Here is a 19955-nt window from a genome sequence, read left to right on the forward strand (position 1 = left end):
TTAAGCAGGAATACATCTTTCTTTTATGCCCAAAAACCATTTTTTATACCGCTTTATTTTCACATTCTCTGTGGCGATGTTCCTTGTGGGGACCGCAGATTTGCATGCCGTTACGCCGCCTTCTCATCCGTATCAACATGAACTGAATCGAATTGATTCGCTGTATAGCTGCCTGCAACCAACGGACATCAAACCCTCATACGCAGCCTTTCGGGATGGACTCGTCGGCTACTATTCCATCGAGAAAGAAAACAAACTGGAAAACAACCGCTACCTCACACTGATAGATATGTCGCTGGCTTCGACAGCCAAACGGTTATGGGTAATCGACCTGGATTCGATGAAAATTGTTGAGAATACATTGGTGGCACACGGCAGAAATACCGGTGTTAATCATGCAGTGAAGTTTTCCAATAGACCATCGTCGAAGATGAGTAGCCTGGGATTTTATCTTACTGGTGCGACTTACCACGGGAAATATGGCCTGTCGCTTTACCTTGATGGAATTGAACCCGGCATCAACGACAAAGCCCGCGAGCGTACCATCGTGATGCACAGTGCACCTTACGCAACACAAAAGTTTGTGAAAGAGCATGGCCGGCTCGGAAGAAGCTGGGGCTGTCCTGCCGTTCCCCCATCCAAAAGCAAAGCCATCATCGAAGCCATCAAAGACAAATCGTGCCTTTTCATTTACTCGCCGGTTCCGTCTTATTTGAAGAAATCGAAATACCTGGGATTTCAGTTCGACTCATCCGGCGATGATTTAAGTTCCTTGTAAATGGGTTCGTCTCTCGAGTAGATATCATCCCGGAATTGCAACTGTCCATCATCGTTTTCCCACGCCGTCAAATAAACTAAAAACACCTCTGGCTTACGATTGAAACGGACGACCTGCGTTTTGCGAGACTCGATCGTTTTATCGATTTTCCGCGACGTCCATTCGGGCTGCTCCATTAACAGATACTGAGCTAATTCGATCGGTCTTTCGACGCGAATACAGCCGGAACTGAATGTTCGTCGTACCCGGTTGAATAAACGCTTGCTGGGTGTATCGTGCAGAAATACGTTGTATGGATTGGGAAATACAAACTTAACGACTCCGAGGGCATTCTGATCTCCCGGAAGCTGACGATACGTGTAGCCGGGAGCATCTGCACTCGCAAAATTTACTTCCTCCGGTTTCAGTTTTGTTCCGTCGCTTTCAAATACCTGAATATTTCTTTGAGCAAGATAACCTGAATCCTTTTGAGCTTCCGGCAAAATATCATATTTCAGAATATTGGGCGGAATGGTCCAGGTCGGATTAAAAACCAGGTATTGCAACGTCGAATGAAAGATGGGGGTTTTGCGATAAGTGCGTCCCACAATCACTTTGTGTTCACCAACAGGTATATGATGATCATACACAAACAGCATGTAGTCCGGAATATTGATAAGAATATAGTAATCCGGGAAAGATTCAGGCAACCACCGGATTCGTTCCATATTGACCTCGATTTGCCTGATTCTCTCCGACGCCGGAGTATTCATTTCTGCCAAGGTTTGCGGACCGATGGTTCCCAAAGCTTCCAGACCATGATTCCGTTGGAACAGAATGACCGCTTCAGACAACTGGTCATCATAAAAATTCGGTTGTTCCGGTTCCGGTCCGTCATATTCGCCGGTACTGAGCAATCTTTTACGGATCAATGCAACTCGTGAATCATCGTTGCCGGGCCTGAGAATCTTCCCGGAAGGTATTGTTTTCCAGCCTCCCTGTTTCTCAATCTCCCGGTACCTTTTTAACTGGAGCCTCAAACCTTCGTACAAATGGCTTTGAGGGATGATACTCCTGTAGAAGTCACCCACCCGAACATACGGAAGTTCAATCAGAAACCGGGTGATTCGGTCATCAACCGGAGAAATATTCCAACAGGGAGTAATGGTTTGCGGATCAATTTTTCCATTGAGTAAATGCGAAGAAAGCAGTATAAAAGCATCGGTCAACAATATATCCCGGGTTGCCGCATTCTCATTGCCCGTTTTCCGCGCAAGCGAATCGAGAATTCTCAAATGATAATCCATGGGTTGCAGACCATCCACATCACAGTGACGGATGAGAGACATCAGTTCGTCAATTCGCACATCGCTGGACCAGAACGGCGCATAGAAATGCTCGTGATACTGTTTCTGAAGCGTAGGAGAACAAAACAAATGAACGGTGTCATTCAATGTCTGCCGGGCAGCGAGATGCTCTACTTTCTTCCGAATCCACGAGGTAACCGATTCACCATCGGTAGAGAGGATAGCGAAGAAAATAAAGGGTAAAATCAGTATGTGACGGAGTATTTTCATGGCACGGTTTCTTTGACGATACTCGTCGTATACTCAATTCGGGGGAAGAACATTTTACGGTGGAAGAAAGGCAATCAATCAGAAAGCAAACTGCACTTATCGGAGTTCTCCTTACCTACTGTTGCTTAGTATAAAGTTACGGAACAAGCAGCCCAAAATCCTAGTGTATTCAATATTTCCTTCTAATTCGTCTGTAGATAGAGTGTTGATTTCAAAAAAATACCCGAAAATCATGTCTGACCCCCGGGTTTGATATCGCTTTGCTTTTGTATCCTATTTCGCTTTTGTCGTTTCCGTTGCCGGTGAAATCCCGTTCTCATTAAAGGCTTCTACGGAAAAGTAGTAAGGCTGATCGATATTCAGACTGCGAATATCGAGCGAATCTTTGTCATAAACCAGCCACGAATTGTAAAGCTTGTCAGGAGCAATTCCCCAGCGTACATTGTATCCCTGTGCTTTGGATTGCGCTTTCCAGGTCAGGTGAGCATCGCGTCGATCGCTGTTGCGCACCACCTCAAACTGCTTTACTTTTCCCGGTTTCTTCCCATTTCCGTTACCGAAGATTCGTAATCCGGAAATCGCCAGATAAGGCGTCGGCACGTGATAACTGGTAAACCGGATGTAACGGGCCTTAACCGGCTCAGCAAGTTGCACATAATCGTTGGGAACGTCCTTGTCGTTGTTCCGCTTATCGACAATAACGGACCAGGTCTTTCCATCGCCGGAGCCTTCGATTACGTATTGCTCATAAAGATTCTTTTGCCGGCCATAAATATTCGAATGATAATCATGGTAATTGACCTGAATGGCCCGAATGGTCGAAACCGAGCCCAAATCCATCTTCAGCCATTGAGGCTTGTCGGTGTTGCCCACCACCCAAAAGGTTTTCACATGCTCGTCGTTCACATGCTCCGGGACAAAATCCTTCAAATGCGACGACGCTTCAATCGGTTTGTTGTACGAAAGCAACATCCAACCGGTAAATTTTCCCTGTTCGCCGGGCTCTGCCGGTGCATAATGCGGATAATCGCCATAGTTCATGTTACAATGCATCAAACCGTCTTTATCGAAGAAGGTAGGAAACATACCAATCCGGCGTTCGAATTTGTAATTCACCGAGATGTGCATGGTAGCGAAATGCCAAAGTTGTTGACCGGGCCCCTCAACCGTGCTCCCATGACCGGCGCCGTTAATAAAACCTCCCGGTTTATAGCTGATCGGATTATTCGGCATGTACGCGTACGGCCCCAGCGGCGAATCGGCTATGTAGACTCCATCAGCGTAGGTATTCCACTCTGTACCCGGTGCAGCATATTGCATGTAATATTTGCCATTGTGTTTCGTTAGCCAGGCACCTTCCATGTACCCGCTGAGTTTCGGATCGTTATGATTCGGGCCGAAGCGCTCCCAACCGTGCTTATCTTCATGCAGTTTGAATAATTTGACGGTTTCTGATTTCTTGATGAAGCGTTGTTTCGGGTCCAACTCCATTCCCCGGATGGGAAAAGTATTCGACGAGCCCCAAAACATGTAAGCCTTCCCATCATCCATGAAAAAGTCCGGGTCCTGCAGGTTCCACAAAATGGCCGGTACCGCCTTCCAATCACCCTTTCGGGGATTGTCGGTATAGAGCAAACTCATATTCCCGGAAGGATCGCCGGTAACATACAGAATGGAATCCTTGTAGTTGTAGGCAGCTGGTGCATTGGAGCCCTGGAAATACCAGTCCTGCGGCTTAATGAATAGCCAGTGGGTTAAATCGTCGGAGTACCAATAGCCGAGCGAACGGGTGACGAACATGTAATATTTTCCCCGGAAGGAAACCACTGCCGGATCGGCGCCCGAGCGGTACGAAATATTCCTGTGCGAATTAACAATCATGTAGGTGTAATCGATGTTGATGGGATTACAGTAAGTGACCGGCTGTTCAGCCGAGTCCTGGTTTGGTTGGGCTTCTGCTTTAAATGCCATTGTTGACATCCCTAACACAAGAGCAGCAAAAACAAATAACTTTCTGGTTTTCATGTCGTGTTTCTTAATTCTCATAGGACAGATGATGTGAGTTCATCCAATATGCTATTGTTCTTCAAAAATAACAGACAGCGGTCATTTATCATTCACCAGCCTCACTTTTCATACCCCGATAGCATACCCGGGACAACTTATAGTGTTTACCTCCTCTATCACAATCGTGTTACATTTTATTGTAAAACACTTATTTAGATTTCTTCTAATTGTCTGACCAGATAATAATTAGTAACTTTTTATTTCACCAAAATAACGGATAATGGCACTTAAAAACAAAGTTTTTAGCCTGGCCGTAAATACAGCAATTACTAACCGAATATTCCGAAACATTGCTTCACAAAAACTGGACAGGTATCTACACAAAACATTTCTAACTGCTAAAAGTAATGCACTTCCTTCCATGCTGGAAAAACGCTATCAGTTTGTTTCGGCTATGCTCCATGGCATCAAAAACAACCTGGATAAAGGCCACATATCTCCGGCCACGATGAAAAAAATGCTCAGCGTTTTTATTGGCGAAAACCTGAAGACCGACCGGATTGAGAAAAAGAATGATGCCAGAGAAATCTACTTTCAGAAATACGGAGAATATCCGCCGGCGTTTTGCGTGCTCTCACCTACGCAAGCCTGTAACCTAAACTGTCACGGATGTTATGCGGTGAGTGACGAAACAGCTAATCATCGCCTTTCGTATGAAACCGTTCGGCAGGTCGTCAGGGATGTGCACGATATCTTTGGCAGCCGTTTCATGACCATTAGCGGCGGTGAGCCTTTCATTTATAAGGATTCAGGAAAAACATTGCTCGACCTGTTCGAAGAGTTCAACGATATGTTCTTCCTTATTTACACCAACGGCACACTAATTACCAAAGAAGTAGCCCAACGGCTGGCACAACTGGGCAACGTAACGCCTGCCATTTCGGTAGAAGGATATCGACATCAAACCGATGAACGCAGAGGCACCGGTGTTCATTCTCAAGTGGTAGATGCAATGGCTAATTTGCGGGAGGCCGGTGTTCCGTTTGGCATTTCCGTAACCGCAACGAAAAAGAATGTCAATATTTTGCTCGACGACTATTTTTACGACTACTTTTTCGGACAACTCGGAGCAACCTATATGTGGCAATTCCAGATGATGCCGGTAGGTCGAGGAAAGGAATTGCTCGATTTGATGATTACGCCCCGACAACGGGTCGAACTTTACCACATGTGGGAAAAACTTATCGAACAGAAGCGCTATTGTGTCGCCGACTTTTGGAACAGCGGGGCTTTAACAGAGGGCTGCCTGGCCTACGGTCGTTGGGGTGGTTACTTCTACATCAACTGGGATGGAAAAATCATGCCTTGTGTGTTCGTTCCTTTTTACCAGGATAACGTGAACGATTTGTATGCCGAAGGGAAAACGCTGGCCGATGGACTGCATTCGAAACTGATGAAGAACGGACGTAAATGGCAGCATCAATATGGCTTCGAAAACGGGCATCACCGTGAAAATATTCTGATGCCATGCTCCATCAAGGATAACTTCGATAATTTCCGCAAAAACATTCTTCCGGACGAAGCCATTCCGGAAAATCCGGAAGCGGAAATCATTCGTACCGATGAAGAATATTACCGCTTCCTGACCGAATACGACCGGGAACTATCCCATCTGACAGAAGAAATCTGGAGAAAAACTTATTTGACTTAAAGCCTGAAAGACGACGAAACGGTCCAACTTTCAGGGAGCCCGTGATCAAAAGTCCATGGGCCGTTTACTTCCCGGCAAAGTCATGGGCAAAAGTCCATGAGCCATTTACTTCCCGGCAGAGCCATGGGCAAAAGTCCATGAGCCATTTACTTCCCGGCGAAGCCATGGGCAAAAGTCCATGGGCCGTTTACTTCCCGGCGAAGCCATGGGCAAAAGTCCATGAGCCATTTACTTCCCGGCGAAGCCATGGGCAGAAGTCCACGAGCCATTTACTTCCCGGCGAAGCCATGATCAAAAGTCCATGGGCCGTTTACTTCCCGGTAAAAACTAAAAGAGGCTGCCCAAAAAAACATCAAACATTTTCAAAACCATCAAATTGAAAGCGACCATCAGAAACGGAAAGTACGGTTCAATTTGTAAGTTTTAAATTTGGCGATGCTACTTTTTGGACAACCTCCTGTGCTTCTACCCTGAGTAAATGCAACTCAGAAAGCTTTTAAGCCATCCGCTTCCATTCTTCAGGAGTGATAACTTTCCCTTCCTTTGTTTTCAGATAACGACCATAAATCGCCATCTGAATATTGAATAAAAGATCGGTAACCCCCACATCGAAAGCATCATCGCTCTTCTGAGCAACCACTACTTCATAGCCGTTGAGCGTTAACACCGATTTCAAAAATTCAGCACGTTTCGAATCGATCGACTGCTCTACAATGGAACATCGAACGTTATCGATTTCACCAACCTGATGATATTTATTAATCGCCATAACCTGACATTTAAAGTTGTGAACTGATGCTGTCGATGTATTGATAGAATACACCGGCGAAACCAAGTATGATAATACCAATCAGACAAACTGCCAGCACAAAATTGGTTAGCAGACTCTTCTTGACGACAGGCATACGTTCTTCTTCCTTATCGATGAACATCGCTTTTACCACACGCAAATAAGTGTACAGTGACAATACCAGGTTAACGGTGGCAAAGCCCAGCAGGACGTACATGCCCGACCCCATTCCGGAAGTCAGCAGGAACAGCTTACCGAAGAATCCGGCTGTCGGTGGAACACCGGCCAGAGAAAATAATGCCACCGTAAAAATGATAGCATAAAATGGGTTCGATTTGTACAATCCCTTATAATCACTGATCGTTATTTTACCTGTTTCGTCTGAGATGGCTTCAACAATGCTAAAGAGCGCGATATTGCTCAGCAGGTAAATGACCAGGAAGTAAACCACCGAGTCGGTTCCCATATTGGACGCACCGGCAATACCAACCAGTACAAACCCCACCTGTGCAATAGACGAAAAAGCCAGGAACCGTTTGAGGTTCTGCTGCCGCAAAGCGAAGATATTTCCGACCGTCATACTCATCACCGAAAGCACACTGATAGCCAACAGCCACGCATTTTCCAGTTTTCCAAAAACGGTGTAAAGTACCGTGATGAAAATGAAGATAACCGAACCTTTCGACACAACGGCCAGATAATTGGTGACCGGCGTCGGGGCACCTTCGAATACATCGGCTGTCCACATGTGGAACGGAACGATGGACATCTTGAAGGAGAATCCTGCCAGGATGAATACGAAAGCTGTCAGGGTTAATGCATCTTCATGGATGTGCTGAATGATGGCATCGAAACCGAGGTTGCCAACCGCGCCATACAGCAGTGAAATCCCGAAAAGGGTAATTCCGGTAGAGAAGGCTGATGACAGAATGTATTTGACACCTGCTTCCGAAGATTTACGGCTGTCGGTGTTAAATGCTGCCAATGCAGCCAGCGGCAGTGATGAAAGTTCCAGTCCCAGGTACAAGACCAGGATGTGCCCGCTGGAAAGCATCACATACATTCCCAGCACACTGGAGAACATGAGCATAAAAAACTCTGCCGGCCGTTTCGATTCGATAATCCACTGTTTAGCCGAAAAGGCAATCAGCAACAGTCCCAGGTTCAGGATATTCTTTTCCAGCACAATCAACGCTGTGGTGTGGTAAAATCCCTGAAACAGGTAACCATCTTTGATGGGAATAAATCCGGCCACAAAGTTGATGATGAGCATCACATTGACGATGTTCATGAAGCGTTCGGGCTTTTTGTCCACTCCCATGAGATTGAGGATGAACAGCACCACAATCATCAGGGAGATTAGCCACTCGAAACGCATGATTATAATTGATTCGTTAATCATCTTTCAATTGTATTCCGTTGTTAACATTGAAATTTTCTATCCTTTTTCCGAAGTCCACTCTTATCCTGCATGCAGATGGTTAAAAATTTCCTGAACATCGGCATTAATGAGATGCATGAAAAGGAACGGGGCCAAACCAATCAACACAATTCCCACGATGAGAAGTACTGCGGCCCAGCGTTCGTTCCAGCTGGCATCTTTCAATAAAGCGTATTCCTTTCTGGTAATGGTTCCCCAGATGGCGAACCCGGTTGCCCGGAGGATATACACGGCCGTAATCACAATGGAAGCAGCTGCCAGAATGGTAGCAACCCGGTAGAAAATACCGGTGTGTACCCACGAACCGACAAATACTGTCATCTCGGAAACGAAACCACTGAATCCAGGCAAACCAAGCGATGTTAAACCGGCAATGATGAAAACAGTCCCGATGAAAGGCATCTGCTTCAGTACACCGCCGAGCTCATTGCTCATTCGGGTGTGTGCCCGGTCGTATATCATTCCGATAGCAGCAAAGAAGAGGGCTGTCATGATCCCGTGGGATACCATCTGCAACACTGCTCCGGCGAAAGCCACCTTCGTAATCATCGCAACCCCCAGTACCACGAAACCAACGTGGCTTACCGATGAGTATGCGTTCATATATTTCAAATCCTTTTGCATCAATGTGGCCAAAGCGCCATAGAAGATAGCGATGGTGGCCAGGATGATGAAAATCCAGGAATATTCACGGGCCGCATCAGGCATCAGGTAAGTAGCTACGCGAAGCAGACCATACCCACCCAATTTCATGGAAATACCGGCCAGGAACATCGAGGCTGCTGTCGGCGCGGAAGAGTGACCATCGGGTGCCCACGTGTGAAACGGGAACATACCGGTGAACACCCCAAACCCGATGAAGGTGAGGAAATAGAGAATTACCTGAACATTCATGGGCAGATGCATGTGCGACAGCTTCATGATATCCCAGGTATGCTCGCCGCCAAACCAGCCAGAGGCAAAGTAAAGTCCAACAATTCCCAGGAAGACCAAAGCCGAACCGGTCATCAGCATCAAAGCCAGTTTCATGGCGTTGTTCTCTTTCTTTCCGGTTCCCCAAATCCCGATAAGGAGATATTTAGGAATCACCGCCAGTTCGAGGAAGAAGAACATGGAAAACAGGTTGAGCGAAATAAAGAAGCCATATGCTCCAACACTCAATAGCAACAGCATGAAGAAAAACTCTTTCACCTGCTTCTCTATTTTCCAGGAAACCAACACACCGGCCAAAACAACGACCGCAGTCAGTAAAATCATCACCAGCGATATGCCATCCACACCAATGTGATAGTTGATGCCTAACGGCCGAAACCAGGCACGTGATGATTCGAACAGCATTTGTGCTGTTGCTCCGGCATGGCGTAACGAAACATATTGTGCCGTCAGCCAACTGGCAAAAATCACCTGAAGCGCACTTCCTGCCAGCGTAATTTTCCGGACGAGTTGATCGCTTTTGACGAGCAGAATACCTACGACGGTCAAAAGCGGTATGAGTATCAGTAGAGACAGAATATTCATCGTTATGCGAATTTATAGAGTAACAACACCACCAGAAGCAGTACGCCACCAAAGAAATACATAGTGTAAGCCTGCAGTTTTCCCGATTGAACACGCTTGATAGTGTTAGACAAAGCGATCGTCAGGCTACCGGTTTTTTGAACCGTGCCGTCAACCACATTGCGGTCGAACCAGGCTGACGGCCTTCCCATCAGTTTGAAGACAATCTTTTTGGTGATGAACAAGTATATTTCGTCGATATAAAATTTCCGGTAAGCAGCGCGGTAAAAACCTCCCAGCGCGTTGACAATCCGTTGCGGCACGTCCGATTCTTTCCGGTAGAGAATAGCTGCAGCCACAATACTCAGGACACCTAATCCTACCGGGAGAATGATATGACTCAGTTCAATAGGTAGTGCCAAAGGTTTTCCAGTGGCGCTAACAAAATCACCGAAAGGAATAAATCCGCCAAATACAGCTCCAACAGCCAGTAACATCATCGGGATCATCATAGCCCACTCACCTTTCTCATGATTATGCGCATGAGCATCGGGTGTTTTGTGCCAGAAAATCATGAAGTACAAGCGGAAGATGTAGAAAGCAGTTAACGTACCGGCAATCAATCCAACCCAATAAATGATTGGATTACTTTGTTCTGCTGCGCTAAAAATGGCTTCCTTACTAAAGAATCCTGCAAAAGGAGGAATTCCGGAAATGGCCAGAGCTGCCAGCAAGAAGGTAATATGCGTGATAGGCATCGACTTCCGCAGGCCGCCCATGTCTTTCATCTCGTTACTGTGAACGGCATGAATAATGGAACCAGCTCCCAGGAATAGCAGTGCTTTAAAGGAAGCATGGGTGAAGAGGTGAAACATACCGGCAGTAAAGCCTTCTGTTTTACCGGGTCCCCATCCGGCTACTCCCAACGCAAACAGCATAAAGCCAATCTGGGAAATGGTCGAATAAGCCAGCACCTTCTTGATATCGGTTTGTGTACAGGCAATCGTAGCTGCAAACAGTGCAGTAAATGCGCCCACATAACCGACAACGGTCAAAGCATCGGGTGCCCCCACCGCAAATATCGGGAACAAACGGGCTACCAGGTAGACACCGGCCACTACCATCGTTGCGGCGTGGATCAAAGCCGAAATCGGTGTCGGACCTTCCATGGCATCGGGTAACCAGATGTGGAACGGAAACATCGCCGATTTACCGGCACCGCCGATGAAGACCAGAATCAGGGCCCAGGTCAGCGTGCTCATGCCCAGGAATGACGCTCCGGTCATGGCAACCAAGTAGGATGAACCCGGATGTGAAAGCCGGTCAATCAGTGTAAAGAAATCGTAGCTGTGTGCGCCATAGCCCAGCATCAGGATACCAATCAGGAATCCCAAATCGGCGAAGCGGGTAACGATAAACGCCTTCTTAGCAGCAGCCACAGCCGACGGGCGACTGAAGTAGAAACCAATGAGCAGATACGATGATACGCCTACCAGCTCCCAGAAGATGTACATCTGGAAAATGTTGGTCGAAAGCACCAGTCCCAGCATGGAGAAGGTGAACAGTCCGAGGTAAGCATAGTAAGTAGTATACCGCTCCTCACCTTTCATGTATCCCAAACTGTAAATGTGTACCATCGTCGAAACAAACGTAACGACCAGCAACATCATCACAGAAATGGGATCGAGAACCAGTCCCAGATTAATGGATAAATCCGAGTTAAACGGTAACCAGTTCAGTTGTGCCGTCAGGTACGGGATGAATTCTCCTCCCTGCTTTCCGATAGCGAAAAAGTAATCGTAAGCAGTAACCAGCGCGAGAACCAGCGAAGCTCCTAAAATCACCGAGCCAATCACTCCCGAGAAGCGGACCGAAATATGCTTTCCGGCCAGCCCCAGCAACAGGAAGCTTAGCAGCGGCAATAACGGTATGAGTAGTACAATATTATCTAAAGTCATAGCTTAGAATTTCATGGTGTCAACTTCCTCTACATCGACGGTATTAAACTTGCGGAACAGGTTGATGATAATGGCAATCGCCAGCGAAACCTCGGCCGCAGCTACCGCGATGATAAAGAGGGTGAAAAATATTCCTTCCAGCTGATTCGGAAACAGGTACTTGTTAAACGCGATAAAATTGATGTTCACGCTGTTCAGAATCAATTCCACCGACATGAGCATGGTAATCATGTTACGCCGGGTGAAAAATCCGTAAATCCCCAGGAAAAACAGGGCCGAACTGAGAATCAGCAAATGGGCTAATGGTACTTGTTCCATAACTTTATTTCTTTTGAATGTTCACTGCAATCACAATACATCCCACCAGTGCCGCCAGCAGCAAGAAGCTGACAATCTCAAACGGGTAAACATATCCATGGTGATGGTAATCGAGCATTTGCCGTCCGATGCTTCGGGCTGAATGATCGATTCCGGCCTCCGTAGTTACCTTGAATGCAGTCTTGTAAAAGACTCCCAACACGACAATCAGACCGAAAGCAGCCATGCTGGCTCCCGCCACAATTCGTTTGAAAAGGGGCTTGGGTAATTTGTCTCCAGCCTGATGTGTCAGGAAAATCGAAAAGATAATCAGGACGATAATCCCGCCTACGTAGATTAACACCTGCAGTGCCGCGATGAAATCCATGTTCATCAGAATATAAATTCCGGCAATCCCAATCAGGGAAAAGAGCAGGTATATCGCCGCGCGGAATATCTTCCGGGTAAAAACGCTCATCGCACCAAAAACAAGCACAAGAGCCGAAACGATATAAAATATGATGGTTGATGCACTCATTTCTTTGCGCTTTTTAGTTTTGAACCAGGTTGATTGAGCACCTTGGTAAGTACTTTCCGGTCGTAAACCGAATGTTCGAAGGCGTTGGACATTTTAATCGCATCCTGCGGGCATGCATCGATGCATTGACCACAAAACGTGCAAAGTCCCAGGTGATAGACCCACTTGTCCAATTCCTTTTTCTTTTTGCCCTCCGGCGTTTCCACCTGCTGTGTAATGATTTTGATGGAACCGTTGGGACAGTTCATCTCACAAATGGTACAGCCGGTACACAAGTGCTCATTATTCTCGTCGTGCGGAAGAACCACTTCGCCCTGGAATCGTTCAGGAATGTACAAGGTGTCGCGGTTTTCCGGATATTGTTCCGTCAGGATCTTCTTCGGATGCACCAGGTAGTGCCCGGTGAGCATCATCCCTTTCCAGAGAGAAGAAAACCCGTACCAGATTGCTCTGAAATATTGATATATGCTATTCATCTTACCCTCCTTCATTTACAGATACCATCCCATCAGGGCAATGAATGCCGCAAACAGAACATTGATTATACTTACGGGAAGCAGGTATTTCCACTCCAGTTTCAAAAGCTGGTCGATACGCAGTCGCGGGAAAGTCCAGCGGAACCAAACGATCAGGAACAGGATGAAGAATGTCTTGCCGAAGAACCAGACAATTCCGGGAATATAATCCATGAAATGGTTGAATCCTTCGAGTCCGGCAAGGTGGAACGGCATCCAGCCTCCGAGGAAAACAGTAGCTGCTACCATCGACAACACGAACATGTTGGTATATTCCGAAAGGAAAAACATGGCGAACTGCATACCCGAATATTCGGTGTGGTAACCGGCTGTCAACTCCGATTCTGCTTCTGCGAGGTCGAAAGGTGCACGGTTCAACTCAGCTGTACTGGTTATCACAAAGGTGACGAAGGCGATAATCACCGGAATATGGCCTTTAATGATCCACCAACCGTCGGCTTGTGCCTGCACGATTCCGGAAATACTCAGCGTTCCGCTCATCATCACGACAACAATTAGTGCAAGACCGCCCGATAGTTCGTAGCTCACAATCTGCGCTCCGCTTCGCATGGCGCCCAGCAACGAATATTTATTGTTGCTCGACCAGCCGGCCATCAAAATCCCAATCACCGAAAGGGAACTGACCGCGGTAATATAAAATACCCCGATGTTGATGTCCCAAAGCTGAATGCCCCTGGCAAAAGCGATAGGCACTATGGTCATGAAGCTCACAATGGTCACGACGAACGGTGCCAGTTTGAACATCATCTTATCGGAATTCGTCGGAACTAAACACTCTTTCAATAAAAGCTTCATCACATCGGCAATGGCCTGCAGCGATCCGTACTTTCCGACGCGCATCGGGCCAAGCCTCATCTGCATGAACCCGGCCAGTTTACGCTCGGCGTAAACCATCAGAACGGCCATCGCTACTACCAGCAGAATCACGGCGACTCCGGCCAGCACCAGCTCGATTCCAAACGCCACGTGCGGGTGGAAAATGCTGTTCAGCCAACTGTCAATGGCCCGGGTTATTTCTAATAATGATATGGATAATTGCATTTGTATCGTATTATCTTATCTGTCGATATCTGGAATAATTAAATCAAGCGTTGCCATCATCGAAACCATGTCACCGATTTTGGCGCCCTTTAACATCGGCCGCAAGGCATTCAGGTTAGAGAAGTTGGGTGTCCGGAACCTGACACGATACGGCTCTTTCTTGCCGTCGCTCACGATGTAAACGCCCAGCTCGCCACGAGCTGTTTCCACCCGTTGGTAATATTCGCCGGCAGGTAATTTCACTATCCCTTTCAGCTTCTCGCGGTAACTTCCTTCCGGGATGTTGTCGATGAGTTGCTCGATGATGTGAATCGACTGCTTCATCTCCTCTATACGGAGCCAGTAACGGGCAAAGTTGTCGCCCTTATCGTTCAGAACTTCCTCGAATTCAACCTTATCATAGCCATCATAAGGATGCAACTTGCGAACATCACACTTCACGCCGGAAGCGCGGGCGACGGGTCCGGTACACCCCAAAGAAATAGCATCTTCAGCAGTCAGTTTTCCAACGCCACGGGTACGAGCCTGTAAAATCACGTTACCGGTAAGTAACTGGTAGTATTCGTGCAGGTTACCTTTCAACTGTTCAATCAGCTTTTTCACCTTTTTCACGAAATCGGGGTGCAGGTCATTTATCACACCCCCTGGCGTGATGTAATTCATCGTCAGGCGTGAACCACAGGTTTCTTCAAAGATTTCCAGAATCATTTCGCGTTCGCGGAAAGCATAGAAGAAAGGTGAAACAGCACCCAGGTCAAGTCCCAGTGCTCCCCACCACAACTGGTGCGATGCCAAACGGCTCAACTCAGCCATCAATACGCGGATAACCTGCGCTCGTGGTGGTGCTTCAACCTGCAAGCCTTTCTCGATAGCCAGCGAACAGGCCTGGTTATTCATATGCGCCGAAAGGTAATCCATCCGGCTGGTGAGGTAGATAAACTGTTTGTAGCCCAATGCCTCCGACATTTTCTCGATGCCGCGGTGGATATACCCGAGGTGAGGCTTCGAATCGATGATGTCCTCACCGTCGAGCCACAGTTCCAGGCGTAATACTCCGTGCGTGGAAGGGTGCTGCGGACCAACGTTGATGACAAATTCGTCGCGTTTGATATCTTTTGTTTCCATAACAGTCAATTACAGGGATATAACATCGTCGTCCTGGTAATCCTTCCGAAGCGGATAACCTTTCCATTCGTTACTCATGAAAATGCGTCGCAAATGCGGATGCCCCGTGAAACGAATGCCGAACAAGTCCCATATTTCGTTCTCGTACATTTCGGCTGCTTTCCACAGCGGCTCCACCGACGGCAACTCAGCATGGTCACGATCTTCCAGCTTCACCTTGATTTCCAAATCGTGGCGGTAAGTGGTGGAAGTCATGTGGTAGACCATTTCAAAATGTGTTTGCCAGTCGATGGCTGTTTCATCGAAAAGGAAATCGAATTTCGTGGCTTCATCTTCTTTCAGCTTTTTAGCCACTTCGAAAATCTCATCCTTTTCCACCCAAAGCACAGGAAAATCGATGTTCTCTTCCTGCGTCATTCCCGGGAAGGTTTTCTCCAGGTAACTTTTCAGTTCATCTTTAGTCATCGTTTTCCTTCTTTTTCGGTTTATCAATCACATACGCTCTCGAGTGCCGGATTTTCTCCTGCAACTTCATCATGCCTTCCAGCAGCGCTTCAGGACGCGGAGGACAACCCGGAATGTATACATCCACAGGGATGATATTATCCACACCTTTCACAACCGTGTAAGAGTTGTAGAAGAAAGGCCCGCCGGTAATGGTGCAGGCGCCCATGGCAATTACATATTTCGGTTCCGGCATCTGGTTGTACAGACGTTTCAGTACCGGCGCCATCTTTTTGGTAATGGTCCCGGCTACGATAATCAGGTCGGCCTGGCGGGGAGTAGCACGCGCTACCTCGAAGCCAAACCGCGACCAGTCGTACTTAGCCGATGCCGCCGACATCATTTCGATGGCACAACAGCTGGTTCCGAAGGTGAGCGGCCAAAGCGAGTTGCTTCGTGCCCAGTTACTCAGCTTATCGATATTCGAAACCAGAAAGTTGGTATTCCCCGACTCATCTTCGTAAATCTCGCCGGGAAACGGTTCGGGATTTTTATTTACATCCATGACAGGGCTTTCTTTTTATGGGCATATAACAGGCCCAGGAATAACACCAACACAAAAAATACAATCTCGATAAAAGCTACCATGCCAATTTCCTTGAACACAACAGCCCAGGGATAGAGAAAAGCTATCTCCACATCGAACAAAAGAAACACGAGGGCAAATAAATAGTAGCCCACATGAAACTGAACCCATGTTGTGCCCTGCGTTTCCATGCCGCATTCGTACGCCTCACCCTTTTCGGGATTATATCGTTTGAGCGAAAGCTTGTTGCCCAATCCAATTGCCAGCGCGGCAAAAGCGAAACCACAGAACATTAACAGTAGAATAGATACACTGCCCATGTTATATAAATTTTTATTGATAATTGATTAATCACTGAAATCGGAATACCGGGTTGGAAATTCCATCAGATTGTTCTCCCCCGGGAAAAAGATATCCGGTGAAGAATGCTGATCCGAACAGCCGGATCAGAGCATAAGTGACTTATAAAAGAAGGGATTCAATGAAATAGATAAAGTCATCCGTTTCATTGAGTGGGATAGTGTGCATCGCATGATCAGAGAACGAGCAGGTAACCGATTCCAGTTCCGTATTCAAATCACGTTTCAGCACCACAAAATTTTTAAGGAGTTGAACTTCCAATTCCTGCTTGTTCTCGTCAACACAAGTCAGAGCAGCAGGATCCGGCTCTTCTGTAAAGAAACCATGAGAAGTGGAACTACTGGACATTTCAGGACTCCTGAATTCGGCCACGCGCTTTCTTGCCGACAGCTCGTGTACCTCGTTGGTAAAATGAGCATATCCTACTGCAATTGGTACCAGTAGTAATAAAATGGCAATGATATTTTTAATCGCTTTCCTCACTTCTCAATCAATAACTCAGCTGCAAGTTTAACACAAATTGAAAGCCACTACACCCTGATTTAGTTATTTTTAACCATTCTAAGTATTGATCCACAGCATTCCCCGTCTTACAACCCAATTCCATCTCACTGATTATATTACCATTACACTCCACAAACACATCCACATACCTTAATAATTATATCATTCGACCTATTAAATATCATATTCCCTTTCAACTCTCAAGAAAATTTTTAACCGAATAGTTTTCACCTTTTGAAGCTTATTCTGCCTACTTTTACCTCGAAGGCACATAATAAGGTTTCGATAATGAAAATACTAATAGTGGAAGATGAGCAATCATTGGCTGACGATTTGGTTGCCTACCTGGCAGCCGAAGGAAACATCTGTGAATCGGCTTATGACTACTTTACCGCAGAAGATAAGCTGGCAGCCTTCCATTACGACATCGTTTTACTCGATATAAACTTGCCTGACGGAAACGGTTTGCAATTGTTGCACCAAATGAGGGAGCACGAACCACCGCCCGGCGTACTGATCATTTCAGCACGCGATTCGCTGGACGACAAACTCAAGGGCCTTGATTTGGGTGCCGATGATTACCTGACCAAACCGTTTCATCTGGCTGAAGTGAATGCCCGGGTAAAAGCATTAGGTCGACGTCGGTTATTTGGTGGAAAAACCGAAATCCGTTACAACGAAATCAATATCGACCCTGAATCGGGAACAGTCCGCATTAACAACCAACAGCCGGAATTGACCCGGAAAGAATTCGCTTTGTTACAGTACTTCGTCACCAACCAGAACCGCGTGATGACCAAAGAGGCCATTGCTGAACATTTGTGGGGCGATTACATGGAAATGGCCGGCAATTTCGACTTCATCTATACACACATCAAAAATCTTCGTCGCAAACTGACCGATGCCGGAGCCAACGATTACATCCGGACGGTGTACGGCATGGGCTACAAATGGAGTGACGAATAGAACGACAAAAATCTTTTCAATGAAACTGTTGCGCAAAACCATCGGATATCAACTGCTGCTGACGACCCTCTTTTTCGTGCTGGCCGGATTTGCCCTTTTCCGTATGATTAACGGGATTGAAAACGAAGAGGTAGACGAAAACCTGACGGCGATGCAAATGAGTATTGAGCTAAAACTGAAACAAGGAGTCGCCGTTAGCGACGCTCCTCCTCTTTTGATTATTCATCGCTTAGAGTCCCCTATAATGAAGGAGTCGGTGAGGATTCAAACCGTTCGGCTCCCCGATCCCATCGAAGGAGACAAAGAATCGTACCGGCAACTAACATCCCGCACAACCATCAACAATATTTCTTACGAAATTACCGTACGCAGTCTCCTGGTCGAAAACCGCGACATGGTCATCGCCATTAGTAGCTCCATTGGCCTCGTTTTACTGCTGCTCTTAACGGCGCTGTTGCTCATGAACTATTTCATGTCGAAGCGGTTGTGGGCCCCCTTTTACCACACACTGGGACATTTGAAGCAGTTCCGCCTTTCGGGAAGTAAACAGCCGCAATCTTCCGGCACCGATATACTGGAATTCCGGGAACTGGAAAATGCCATCACCGAGCTAACCAACAAAGTGCGCTCGGATTACCAGGCGTTGAAGACATTTACCGAGAACGCCTCGCACGAAATTCAAACACCGCTGGCCATCATCTTATCCAAGCTCGAAATGTTGTTGCAATCGAAAGACCTGTCTCCCGAACAGTCAAAGCTGGTACAATCGGCCTACCGGAATGCACGCCGTTTGTCGCAAACCAACCGGAGCATGGTAACACTAACGCGGATTGAAAACCGGCAGTTCGACCAAATGCAGACTTTAAACCTGAGTGCAACCCTCGACGAACTCCTCGAACAACTGGAAGATTTCGTTGCTTCAAAGCAACTGACGGTTGAGAAAACATACAACGCTAATCCGGTCTGGAACATAGATCCCGATTTAGCACATATCCTCTTGTCCAACCTCATGGGCAACGCTGTTCGGCACAACATCGACGGCGGCAGTATTCAGATTCGGTTAGAAGAACATGAATTACAAATCAGTAACAGCGGCAAAGAACCGTCGCTACCCGCTGAGAAAATGTTTGACCGGTTTCAGACCGGAAGCGAAACGGGGAACACAGGTTTAGGCTTAGCCATCGTGAAAGAAATTGGTGCAGTAACCGGCATGACGGTGACTTACAATTACACGGACAACAACCATATCCTCACTGTTCTGTTTTAACTTCAGATTCTGTTCAGATTTGGATGGTAACATTGCCTTCGTATTGAAGTCAAAACAAAAAATCAAATGAAGAATAGCGTATTACTCTACATCATTGTTCTTCTTCTCCTTACGGGAATATCGGCTTGCAGCGTGCAGGTACCGAAGGCAGCCAAATCGAACCTGGAAAAAATGTTCCCCGAAGCAACTCAAATCAGCTGGTCGCACGAAAATAAAACTGAATTTGAAGCGGAATTTCAATGGCAGGGCCATAAAACTTCAGCCACCTTCGATGAAAAGGGAAACTGGAAAGAAACAGAACAAAGTATAACAGCCGGGCAGTTGCCGTTAGCCGTTCAGGAGGCATTAGCCGAAGGTTTTGCCGATTTTGTGATTCAATCGCCGGAAAAGCTATGCTCACCGGAATACGCTGTCGCTTATGAAATGGTGGTAAAAAACAAAGCGGCCCGGGTGGAACTGCTTTTCGCCCCCAATGGCCAACTCCTGAAGAAAGAGTTGTTGAAAAATGAGGATGAAGATGTTGACTGATGTACCGGCCAGTGCCGGATGAACA

Annotated in this window: 20 protein-coding genes; 5 read left to right on the top strand and 15 right to left on the bottom strand. The window is 46.9% G+C overall.

What is annotated here, in order from left to right:
* The first annotated feature begins 25 nt into the window (after positions 1 to 25).
* Entirely contained in the window at positions 26 to 778 is a 753-nt protein-coding gene (locus GJU87_RS11440; protein ID WP_153639644.1) for a murein L,D-transpeptidase catalytic domain family protein, read from the top strand.
* Here GJU87_RS11440 and GJU87_RS11445 read toward each other — a convergent pair.
* Entirely contained in the window at positions 739 to 2334 is a 1596-nt protein-coding gene (locus GJU87_RS11445; protein ID WP_153639645.1) for a murein L,D-transpeptidase, read from the bottom strand. The two genes, GJU87_RS11440 and GJU87_RS11445, sit on opposite strands and share 40 nt — an antisense overlap.
* 273 nt (positions 2335 to 2607) lie before the next feature.
* On the bottom strand, positions 2608 to 4359 hold the full coding sequence (locus GJU87_RS11450; protein ID WP_153639646.1) for a family 43 glycosylhydrolase: 1752 nt from the start codon (positions 4357 to 4359) through the stop codon (positions 2608 to 2610).
* Between the two features lie 262 nt (positions 4360 to 4621).
* On the opposite strand from GJU87_RS11450, the gene GJU87_RS11455 reads away from it, so the two are divergent.
* Positions 4622 to 6052: a radical SAM/SPASM domain-containing protein gene (locus GJU87_RS11455; protein WP_153639647.1), complete on the top strand. Its 1431-nt coding sequence runs from the start codon at positions 4622 to 4624 to the stop codon at positions 6050 to 6052.
* A gap of 496 nt (positions 6053 to 6548) precedes the next feature.
* Here GJU87_RS11455 and GJU87_RS11460 read toward each other — a convergent pair whose 3' ends face one another.
* The 13 genes from GJU87_RS11460 to GJU87_RS11520 all read right to left on the bottom strand — a co-directional run bounded on the left by GJU87_RS11460 (position 6549) and on the right by GJU87_RS11520 (position 17148).
* Positions 6549 to 6821: a hypothetical protein gene (locus GJU87_RS11460; RefSeq protein WP_153639648.1), complete on the bottom strand. Its 273-nt coding sequence runs from the start codon at positions 6819 to 6821 to the stop codon at positions 6549 to 6551.
* Positions 6822 to 6831: 10 nt separating this feature from the next.
* Positions 6832 to 8244: an NADH-quinone oxidoreductase subunit N gene (locus GJU87_RS11465; protein WP_153639649.1), complete on the bottom strand. Its 1413-nt coding sequence runs from the start codon at positions 8242 to 8244 to the stop codon at positions 6832 to 6834.
* Positions 8245 to 8304: 60 nt separating this feature from the next.
* On the bottom strand, positions 8305 to 9801 hold the full coding sequence (locus GJU87_RS11470) for a NuoM family protein (protein ID WP_153639650.1): 1497 nt from the start codon (positions 9799 to 9801) through the stop codon (positions 8305 to 8307).
* A gap of 2 nt (positions 9802 to 9803) precedes the next feature.
* Positions 9804 to 11738 carry an NADH-quinone oxidoreductase subunit L gene (gene nuoL, locus GJU87_RS11475; protein ID WP_153639651.1) on the bottom strand — a complete coding sequence of 645 codons (1935 nt, stop codon included), beginning with the start codon at positions 11736 to 11738 and terminating at the stop codon, positions 9804 to 9806.
* A gap of 3 nt (positions 11739 to 11741) precedes the next feature.
* Positions 11742 to 12056 (bottom strand): NADH-quinone oxidoreductase subunit NuoK, encoded by a 315-nt coding sequence (gene nuoK / locus GJU87_RS11480; protein ID WP_106543883.1) that lies wholly within the window; start codon positions 12054 to 12056, stop codon positions 11742 to 11744.
* Positions 12057 to 12060: 4 nt separating this feature from the next.
* The gene (locus GJU87_RS11485; RefSeq protein ID WP_153639652.1) at positions 12061 to 12573 is read right to left on the bottom strand and encodes an NADH-quinone oxidoreductase subunit J; all 513 of its coding nucleotides are present in this window, start codon (positions 12571 to 12573) and stop codon (positions 12061 to 12063) included.
* Positions 12570 to 13049 (bottom strand): 4Fe-4S binding protein, encoded by a 480-nt coding sequence (locus GJU87_RS11490; RefSeq protein ID WP_153639653.1) that lies wholly within the window; start codon positions 13047 to 13049, stop codon positions 12570 to 12572. Before GJU87_RS11490 ends, GJU87_RS11485 begins: the two co-directional genes overlap by 4 nt.
* A 15-nt stretch (positions 13050 to 13064) precedes the next feature.
* Positions 13065 to 14150, bottom strand: a complete 1086-nt coding sequence (nuoH, locus tag GJU87_RS11495) for an NADH-quinone oxidoreductase subunit NuoH (RefSeq protein ID WP_153639654.1) — start codon at positions 14148 to 14150, stop codon at positions 13065 to 13067.
* Positions 14151 to 14165: 15 nt separating this feature from the next.
* Positions 14166 to 15275: an NADH-quinone oxidoreductase subunit D gene (locus GJU87_RS11500; protein WP_153639655.1), complete on the bottom strand. Its 1110-nt coding sequence runs from the start codon at positions 15273 to 15275 to the stop codon at positions 14166 to 14168.
* Positions 15276 to 15284: 9 nt separating this feature from the next.
* Positions 15285 to 15740: an NADH-quinone oxidoreductase subunit C gene (locus GJU87_RS11505; protein WP_153639656.1), complete on the bottom strand. Its 456-nt coding sequence runs from the start codon at positions 15738 to 15740 to the stop codon at positions 15285 to 15287.
* Positions 15733 to 16284 (bottom strand): NADH-quinone oxidoreductase subunit B, encoded by a 552-nt coding sequence (locus tag GJU87_RS11510; protein ID WP_153639657.1) that lies wholly within the window; start codon positions 16282 to 16284, stop codon positions 15733 to 15735. Before GJU87_RS11510 ends, GJU87_RS11505 begins: the two co-directional genes overlap by 8 nt.
* Positions 16275 to 16625 (bottom strand): NADH-quinone oxidoreductase subunit A, encoded by a 351-nt coding sequence (locus tag GJU87_RS11515; RefSeq protein WP_106543890.1) that lies wholly within the window; start codon positions 16623 to 16625, stop codon positions 16275 to 16277. The genes GJU87_RS11510 and GJU87_RS11515 overlap by 10 nt, the downstream gene beginning before the upstream one ends.
* A gap of 142 nt (positions 16626 to 16767) precedes the next feature.
* A complete protein-coding gene (locus tag GJU87_RS11520; RefSeq protein ID WP_153639658.1) occupies positions 16768 to 17148 on the bottom strand; it encodes a hypothetical protein in 381 nt (126 codons plus the stop codon).
* A 309-nt stretch (positions 17149 to 17457) separates the two neighbouring features.
* Between GJU87_RS11520 and GJU87_RS11525 the strand changes: the two genes are divergently transcribed.
* The 3 genes from GJU87_RS11525 (at position 17458) to GJU87_RS11535 (ending at position 19930) form a co-directional block, all read left to right on the top strand.
* On the top strand, positions 17458 to 18135 hold the full coding sequence (locus tag GJU87_RS11525; protein WP_153639659.1) for a response regulator transcription factor: 678 nt from the start codon (positions 17458 to 17460) through the stop codon (positions 18133 to 18135).
* Positions 18136 to 18154: 19 nt separating this feature from the next.
* The gene (locus GJU87_RS11530) at positions 18155 to 19402 is read left to right on the top strand and encodes a HAMP domain-containing sensor histidine kinase (protein WP_194831514.1); all 1248 of its coding nucleotides are present in this window, start codon (positions 18155 to 18157) and stop codon (positions 19400 to 19402) included.
* A 66-nt stretch (positions 19403 to 19468) separates the two neighbouring features.
* Positions 19469 to 19930, top strand: coding sequence for a PepSY-like domain-containing protein (locus GJU87_RS11535; RefSeq protein WP_153639661.1), 462 nt, complete (start codon positions 19469 to 19471; stop codon positions 19928 to 19930).
* Positions 19931 to 19955 lie beyond the last annotated feature (25 nt).

The organism is Prolixibacter sp. NT017 (genome assembly GCF_009617875.1).
In the GTDB taxonomy this organism is placed as follows: Bacteria; Bacteroidota; Bacteroidia; order Bacteroidales; family Prolixibacteraceae; genus Prolixibacter.

What these genes read in the sequence shown, in the direction of transcription:
- GJU87_RS11440 (WP_153639644.1), top strand. Translation starts at nt 26, where the DNA reads ATGCCCAAAAACCATTTTTTATACCGCTTTATTTTCACATTCTCTGTG.
- GJU87_RS11445 (WP_153639645.1), bottom strand. Translation starts at nt 2,334, where the DNA reads ATGAAAATACTCCGTCACATACTGATTTTACCCTTTATTTTCTTCGCT.
- GJU87_RS11450 (WP_153639646.1), bottom strand. Translation starts at nt 4,359, where the DNA reads ATGAAAACCAGAAAGTTATTTGTTTTTGCTGCTCTTGTGTTAGGGATG.
- GJU87_RS11455 (WP_153639647.1), top strand. Translation starts at nt 4,622, where the DNA reads ATGGCACTTAAAAACAAAGTTTTTAGCCTGGCCGTAAATACAGCAATT.
- GJU87_RS11460 (WP_153639648.1), bottom strand. Translation starts at nt 6,821, where the DNA reads ATGGCGATTAATAAATATCATCAGGTTGGTGAAATCGATAACGTTCGA.
- GJU87_RS11465 (WP_153639649.1), bottom strand. Translation starts at nt 8,244, where the DNA reads ATGATTAACGAATCAATTATAATCATGCGTTTCGAGTGGCTAATCTCC.
- GJU87_RS11470 (WP_153639650.1), bottom strand. Translation starts at nt 9,801, where the DNA reads ATGAATATTCTGTCTCTACTGATACTCATACCGCTTTTGACCGTCGTA.
- nuoL (WP_153639651.1), bottom strand. Translation starts at nt 11,738, where the DNA reads ATGACTTTAGATAATATTGTACTACTCATACCGTTATTGCCGCTGCTA.
- nuoK (WP_106543883.1), bottom strand. Translation starts at nt 12,056, where the DNA reads ATGGAACAAGTACCATTAGCCCATTTGCTGATTCTCAGTTCGGCCCTG.
- GJU87_RS11485 (WP_153639652.1), bottom strand. Translation starts at nt 12,573, where the DNA reads ATGAGTGCATCAACCATCATATTTTATATCGTTTCGGCTCTTGTGCTT.
- GJU87_RS11490 (WP_153639653.1), bottom strand. Translation starts at nt 13,049, where the DNA reads ATGAATAGCATATATCAATATTTCAGAGCAATCTGGTACGGGTTTTCT.
- nuoH (WP_153639654.1), bottom strand. Translation starts at nt 14,150, where the DNA reads ATGCAATTATCCATATCATTATTAGAAATAACCCGGGCCATTGACAGT.
- GJU87_RS11500 (WP_153639655.1), bottom strand. Translation starts at nt 15,275, where the DNA reads ATGGAAACAAAAGATATCAAACGCGACGAATTTGTCATCAACGTTGGT.
- GJU87_RS11505 (WP_153639656.1), bottom strand. Translation starts at nt 15,740, where the DNA reads ATGACTAAAGATGAACTGAAAAGTTACCTGGAGAAAACCTTCCCGGGA.
- GJU87_RS11510 (WP_153639657.1), bottom strand. Translation starts at nt 16,284, where the DNA reads ATGGATGTAAATAAAAATCCCGAACCGTTTCCCGGCGAGATTTACGAA.
- GJU87_RS11515 (WP_106543890.1), bottom strand. Translation starts at nt 16,625, where the DNA reads ATGGGCAGTGTATCTATTCTACTGTTAATGTTCTGTGGTTTCGCTTTT.
- GJU87_RS11525 (WP_153639659.1), top strand. Translation starts at nt 17,458, where the DNA reads ATGAAAATACTAATAGTGGAAGATGAGCAATCATTGGCTGACGATTTG.
- GJU87_RS11530 (WP_194831514.1), top strand. Translation starts at nt 18,155, where the DNA reads ATGAAACTGTTGCGCAAAACCATCGGATATCAACTGCTGCTGACGACC.
- GJU87_RS11535 (WP_153639661.1), top strand. Translation starts at nt 19,469, where the DNA reads ATGAAGAATAGCGTATTACTCTACATCATTGTTCTTCTTCTCCTTACG.